The sequence below is a fragment of the Mesorhizobium sp. ArgA1 genome (genome assembly GCF_053714375.1).
Genome location: NZ_JBSKBQ010000013.1, coordinates 171,455 through 177,454 on the forward strand (window position 1 = coordinate 171,455; position 6,000 = coordinate 177,454).

The window sequence follows — 6,000 nt, forward strand, 5'->3', positions numbered from 1 at the left end:
GGTCGAAGCGCATTATTGCGCAGGGCGCAATTTCGATCAAACTGACCGCCGGCCAGAGAGATAAATGTCACCCCGCCAAATGTGAGGAGCCCATGAATCCGTCCGAGAAAGCGCTGTGGTTCGTCGAAAGCCATCTGCCGGAAGCGATCTCGCTTGAGGACATCGCAGAAAGCAGCGGCGTGTCGCGCTTTCACGTGACGCGCGCCTTTGGCGCCGCCACCGGCCGTTCGGTGATGGGCTATATGCGCGCGCGCAGGCTGACCGAAGCGGCGCGCAAACTGGCCGGCGGCGCGCCCGACATCCTCGCGGTCGCGCTCGATGCCGGCTACGCCTCGCATGAGGCCTTCACCCGCGCCTTCCGCGACCAGTTCGGCACTACGCCGGAACTGGTGCGCGCGCAGGGCAGCCTCAAAAACCTCGACCTCGTGGAGCCGATCCTGATGGACCAGTCCTTCCTTGCCTCACTGCCGCCGCCGCGCTTCGAGACCGGCCGGCCCTTTCTCATCGCCGGCCTCGGCGAGCGCTACAGCTGCGAAACCAGCGCCGCCATTCCGATGCAGTGGCAGCGCTTCGGCCCCTATATCGGCAACATTCCGGGCGAGACGGGTGATGTCGCCTATGGCGTCTGCGTCAACGGCGACGATGCCGGCAATTTCGATTACATCGCCGGGGTCGAAGTCCTGGATTTCTCCGACCTGCCGAAGGAGCTTTCCCGCGTGCGGGTGCCGGCGCAGAGATACGCCGTCTTCACCCATGCCGAGCACATCTCGACCATCCGCCGCACCGTCAACACAATCTGGAACAAATGGCTGCCGGCGTCCGGGCACGAAATAGCGGATGGCCCCGAATTCGAGCGCTACGGGCCGGAGTTCGATCCGCGCAGCGGCAATGGCGGGCTGGAGATCTGGATCCCCGTCAAGGCCTAGAACCGCTACAGCTCCAGATTCCAGTTCTGGCCGACCAGATCCTTGCCGAAGGCGTGGTGGCGCTCTTCGTCGACCAGTTTGAAGCCGGCATTTTCGTAGATGTGGCGGGCGGCGGTCAGGATGTCGTTGGTCCATAGGGTCAGCGTCTTGTAGCCCTTGGCGCGGGCGAAGCCGATGCACTCCTCGACCAGCCGCTTGCCGATGCCGAGGCCGCGCGCCGAAGGCTCGACATAGAGCAGGCGAAGCTTCGCCACATCGTCGGACTTGCGCACGACGAAGACCGAGCCGACCACCTCCCCTTGCCGCTCGGCGATCCAGCTGCGCTCCCATTTTGGATCGAAGGATTTGACGAAGGCGCCAAGGATTTCGGCGACCAGCGCTTCATAGGTTTCATCCCAGCCATATTCCTGCGCATAGAGCTGTCCCTGGCGACGGACGATCCAGCCGATGTCGCCGACCTGCAGTGGGCGCAGCATGTAGGGAACTTTGGCCTCCGGGCTCTCGCCCAGGAGTTGCTGCACCGTTTGCATGGCCTTGACCAGCCGGTCCTGTTCGGCAGCCGGGAGCCGCTCCAGCAAGGCCGCGACCTGGTCATGTGAATCCCGGTTCAGCGGTGCGAAGGCCTGCCGCCCGGCCGGCGTCAGCGTGATCGACGATTGCCGCGCGTCCGACGCAAGCGCCGTTCGCGAAATCAGCTGCAAGTGCTCGAACTTCTTTAGCAACCGGCTGACATAGCCGGCGTCGAGGCCAAGATCGCGAATGAGATCGGTAGCCGTCAGGCCATCGCGATGCGCCAGCTCATAGAGCAGCCGCGCCTCGGTCAGCGAGAAGGCGCTTTTCAGCAGGCCTTCGTCGAGCAGCCCGATCTGGCGGGTGTAGAAGCGGTTGAAAGCCCGCACCGCGTCGATGCGTTCCTTGCCGGGTTGATGATGGATCGTCATTGGCAGCCTCCTGCCCCTGACGATCAAACATTTATTTGACTTAGTCAAGTATCTGCATGTCGATGCGCCAGGACCTCACGCCTTGGTGTCTTTGACGAGAACGCTCCCTGTCAGGTGATAGCGCGGCGGCGTGCAACCAGTATGAACAGGCCAAGCAGTACGACGCTGGCGGCGGCACTGACGGCGGCGAATTCCGGTACCGGCCGAAAATCCTTGCCGTCGATGAGAAGCGATGCCGCGATCGGACCGATCGCGAGCCCGAAGAGCTGGGCTGCCGGTATCAGGAGCACCGCGGTGCGCGTCTCGTCGGCGGTGATCGCCAGACGGATCTGGTAGGGCACGATGAACAGAAGGATGAAGCCCATGACCAGGGCGGCGATCCAGAAAACCGTCAGGCCGGGACTACTGGCGAGCACCACCGCGCTGACGACCGCGACAATGCCGATCGCCGCTATGGCGAAGCGATAATCGATGCGCGCCTCGAAGACAGTTGCCGTCATCGCGCCCAGAACCTGCAGTGCGAGGCTGGCCGATACGATCAGGCCGACGGTGCGGCCGTCGATCCCGTATTGTGCGCCGAGCGGCTCGAGAAAAGCCCAGACCGAGCCGAAGAACATGAAGTAGCAGAAGACGCACAGCAGAGCGGTAATCGACGGCGCGGTCAGAACATTGCCGAACTGTTCCTCCTTGGGCAGGTCGGCATAGTCCGCCGGGACCAGGAAGGCGACCGCGACCGAAGCGATGCAGACGACGGCAAGGGCGATGAAGCCTCCGGCCGATCCGGCGGCCGGGATCACGTAAAGCGCCAGCAGCAGCGCGAGCGCGCATTGCGCCAGGGTCTGGATGGTAACGAAATAGCCGCCGATACGCTCGGCCCGGCGCGAGCGCGCGATCAGTTCGGTGGCGACCGCCACCAAGCCGCCTTCGGCGAGGCCGGCCATGGCGCGGGCGCCGATCAGGGAGTTCGGGCTGACCGCATAGGCGGTTGCCCAGTTCGCCAGCGCCAGCAGAACCAGAAGGATTGCACTCTTCCAGCGCATATTGCGCGCGGACTGCATCATCGCGACGACCGCCGAGCCGACGCCGATGGCAATCATTTCGGCCGTGGCGACCAGAGCGAGTTCATCGCCGCCGACATGTCCTTCGGTGTAGAGCGCGCCGAGCAGCACGGGCTGCAGCCCGAGGATGAGCAGGCCGACCGAACCTATCCATAGCGCCGAGGCCAGCTGCGCGGCGGTCGGGTTGCCGACCAGCCAGTCGCCGTTTCCGGCATCGACGTTACGAACAGAAGTCACGGGCGCCTCCCCACGTCCTTGCATGACGGCAAAAAAACTGACAATCTGTCAGTATTTAGAAGCTGATACTCGATCATATTTGTTTGTCAATCATTAGTGAGGCTCGGCATTCAGCAAGGCTGGGGATCGAATGGTCTTGGCGATCGAGAGGGTGGCGACATGAACGAAGCAGGGAGAACGGCGACCGAACCGAGGCGCAGGCCGAAGCAGGAGCGCAGCCGCGAGCGCATCGACGCCATCCTGTCGACGACCATGCGGCTGATCGGCGAAAAGGGCATTGACGCCGTCACAATGAAGGAAGTCGGCGCGCTGGCCGGCGGACCGATCGCCACCGTCTATCATTACTTCCCCAACAAGTCGGCGATCCTGGCGATGCTCTACGAACGGTTCTCCGAGGTGAGCCGCGCACGCCTTGCCGCGATCGTTGCAGACATCGGCGGACTGGGCGACGTCATCGCCGCCTCAGACAGGCTGCTCGACGATTACTATGAACGCGTCGCCGGCGACCCGGCCATCCAGGACTTGCAGAACGCCATCCAGGCCGACAAGGCGCTGCAAAATCTCGATATCGCCGAAACCCGGCGTCAGGCGAGGATGTTCTGCGACCATGTCGAGGCGTTTCTCGCGCCGGAGCGACACGAAGAGTTCGGGCGCATGGTTTTCCTGATCTTCCAGCTTGCCGGAGGAGTCGTGCGCATGGCGCTGACCCAGGATGAAGCGGAAAGCCGCCATACGATCGAGGACTACCGGTCGATCATCCATACGCAGTTGCGCCAATTTCTTTAGGCGAGGAGTACCGCCTACGCCACCCGACGCATGAGGCCTTCGAAGCCGTCGGCCAGGTGCGCAGCGCCAGCCGCAAACATTTTCACCAGATTCTTGGGACGGCCCGGCGTCTTGTTGGCATCAAGCAGCACCGCCTTGCCCTCATGCAGGACGAAATCGAATTTGCCATAGTCGAAGCCGAGTTCGCGTCGTCGCTCGCGGATCTCGTCGGGAACAGGGACAGGCTCACTGCGGATCGTCTCGGATGCCTTGACCAGACTGTTTGGCGAGATGTAGCGGGTGCAACGCTCGCTCTCTCCGCAAAACACCCAGAACCGCATTGCGAAGCCATCGGGTTCCCGTTCGGCAACGAACTTTTCCACCACCAGATCGTCATCGCCGAAGACTCCATCCGGGACGTCGCCAAGAGACCCGTAGAGCTCATAGGGCTGCAGCCCGCGCACGTCCGGAAAAGGTAGCTGCTTGCCCGCGCGTCTGGATCGCCGGTTGAGGAACGCCTCCGGAATGCCCTGATTGTTGAGATTGGTTTTCACGATCACGGGGCCCTGCCAGGGGTCGTCATGCTTCAGCAACGCGCCGCTGACCCTTCGCTTGGAGATGTCGGCCGTTGCAAGATTGAGGCAGAATGGAAAGCCACGTGCATAGTCGAGATAGTCGGTTGGCGTGACCGTCGCATCGACATGCAGGACCGCGATGTCGGCATCGTGCGTCCTGGCCGGACCTGGCTGGATCCGAACCGAATGGCCGCGCTTTTTCAGGTCTTCGAGAACATCGAAAAGCATGTACGGGCTCGATCTGCGCAGCAAGAGGTTGCGGCCGCTCTGGAACCGGTCGTGCTCATGCGTTACCACGACAATACGTGCCACAGCTGGCCTTTTGATTTTCTGCAATTTTCTATTAAGCGGCTGCGACCGCCAAAAGCCAGACCTCTCAGGCCCCAAAGGCAGCATGACAAATCATTGGGACAATTATCACCGCCACTGGCGGCTCCTGGACGCACCGCTTCGGCCGACACCGGAAATCGTTGAAATCTTCGAGCGTGAACTTGATCTGGCGGGAGCCGACGTCCTGCTCCTGGGGGTGACGCCGGAACTCGCCGTGCTCGGCAGATCGATGCTGGCAATCGACCAATCGGCGGCCATGATCTCGGGCCTGTGGGCTGGCGACAACGCCTCGCACTGGGCGATGGCCGGAAACTGGCTGGATCTGCCGGTTGCCGGGGCCAGTACCGAGGCCGTGATTGGCGACGGCTGCCTGTCCGCCGTCGCTTCGAAGGCGGCACGCAATCGCCTGCACGGCGAAATCGCCAGGGTCCTGAAGCCCAGCGGGCGTGCGGCGATCCGCGTTTTCGCAGCCCCGGAAACGCCCGAGGATCTGGCCAGCATTGAAGCCCAGGTGCTGGCCGGCAGGATCGGGAATTTCCACGCGCTCAAATGGCGGATCGCGATGGCGTGCACCACGGGCGGCCCGGATTTCGCCATCAAGGTGCGGGCAATCCGCGACACATTCGACGGCCTGTTCCCCGACCGCGAGGCCCTTGCCGCGCGGACGGGTTGGAGCATGGCGTCGATCAACACGATCGACGTCTATGCCGGCTCCGACACAAGCTACAGCTTCGCAACGCTGGCCGCGCTGGTCGACGAGGCGAGTGCGTGGTTCGGCGAAGTGCGCGTCGTGCCGAGCGGCGCCTATCCGCTGGCGGAGCGATGCCCTCTGCTGGTGCTTCGATCGCCGAGGCGTCGCTAGGCTTCCCGTCGGACCAAGGCAGGGCTCAATTTGAGGAAATTGAGCCCACCGCGCGCCTTGACTCTCGCAAGCCACGCGCCTATTTCAGCGCCACGTTAGCACTCGCCTTGGGTGAGTGCTAACTGATATCCGGCATCGCCGGATGGAGGAACTGTTCTCACCGTTCTCATTCGAGGAAGAAAAAATGGCAAAGTCGAAGTTCCGCCCGCTTCATGACCGCGTGGTCGTACGCCGGGTCGAATCCGAATCCAAGACCGCCGGCGGGATCATCATCCCGGATACGGCAAAGGAAAAGCCGCAGGAAGG

The 6,000-nt window shown here is 62.9% G+C and carries 6 protein-coding genes and 1 pseudogene; 4 read left to right on the top strand and 3 right to left on the bottom strand.

Going from position 1 to position 6,000, the window contains the following annotated elements; genetic code table 11:
- The first annotated feature begins 92 nt into the window (after positions 1–92).
- Positions 93–926, top strand: a complete 834-nt coding sequence (locus ACWGTI_RS24335) for an AraC family transcriptional regulator (RefSeq protein WP_454589476.1) — start codon at positions 93–95, stop codon at positions 924–926.
- A 5-nt stretch (positions 927–931) separates the two neighbouring features.
- Here ACWGTI_RS24335 and ACWGTI_RS24340 read toward each other — a convergent pair whose 3' ends face one another.
- Both ACWGTI_RS24340 and ACWGTI_RS24345 read right to left on the bottom strand, forming a co-directional pair.
- Complete coding sequence (locus ACWGTI_RS24340; protein ID WP_454589477.1) at positions 932–1,867, bottom strand: bifunctional helix-turn-helix transcriptional regulator/GNAT family N-acetyltransferase; 936 nt, start codon at positions 1,865–1,867, stop codon at positions 932–934.
- Positions 1,868–1,977: 110 nt separating this feature from the next.
- Positions 1,978–3,162, bottom strand: a complete 1,185-nt coding sequence (locus tag ACWGTI_RS24345) for an MFS transporter (protein ID WP_454589478.1) — start codon at positions 3,160–3,162, stop codon at positions 1,978–1,980.
- A gap of 159 nt (positions 3,163–3,321) precedes the next feature.
- On the opposite strand from ACWGTI_RS24345, the gene ACWGTI_RS24350 reads away from it, so the two are divergent.
- Positions 3,322–3,948: a TetR family transcriptional regulator gene (locus ACWGTI_RS24350; RefSeq protein WP_454589479.1), complete on the top strand. Its 627-nt coding sequence runs from the start codon at positions 3,322–3,324 to the stop codon at positions 3,946–3,948.
- A 14-nt stretch (positions 3,949–3,962) separates the two neighbouring features.
- Here the strand turns inward: ACWGTI_RS24350 and ACWGTI_RS24355 are convergent, their stop codons facing one another.
- Positions 3,963–4,814 carry a hypothetical protein gene (locus ACWGTI_RS24355; protein ID WP_454589480.1) on the bottom strand — a complete coding sequence of 284 codons (852 nt, stop codon included), beginning with the start codon at positions 4,812–4,814 and terminating at the stop codon, positions 3,963–3,965.
- Between the two features lie 82 nt (positions 4,815–4,896).
- Here ACWGTI_RS24355 and ACWGTI_RS24360 point away from each other — a divergent pair, with 82 nt between their 5' ends.
- Both ACWGTI_RS24360 and ACWGTI_RS24365 read left to right on the top strand, forming a co-directional pair.
- Positions 4,897–5,694 carry a class I SAM-dependent methyltransferase gene (locus tag ACWGTI_RS24360; protein WP_454589481.1) on the top strand — a complete coding sequence of 266 codons (798 nt, stop codon included), beginning with the start codon at positions 4,897–4,899 and terminating at the stop codon, positions 5,692–5,694.
- A 184-nt stretch (positions 5,695–5,878) separates the two neighbouring features.
- Positions 5,879–6,000, top strand: a pseudogene (locus ACWGTI_RS24365) (co-chaperone GroES); the annotation flags it as partial.

Coding starts and splice junctions, on each gene's coding strand:
- ACWGTI_RS24340 (WP_454589477.1), bottom strand. CDS start 1,867: ATGACGATCCATCATCAACCCGGCAAGGAACGCATCGACGCGGTGCGG.
- ACWGTI_RS24360 (WP_454589481.1), top strand. CDS start 4,897: ATGACAAATCATTGGGACAATTATCACCGCCACTGGCGGCTCCTGGAC.
- ACWGTI_RS24350 (WP_454589479.1), top strand. CDS start 3,322: ATGAACGAAGCAGGGAGAACGGCGACCGAACCGAGGCGCAGGCCGAAG.
- ACWGTI_RS24335 (WP_454589476.1), top strand. CDS start 93: ATGAATCCGTCCGAGAAAGCGCTGTGGTTCGTCGAAAGCCATCTGCCG.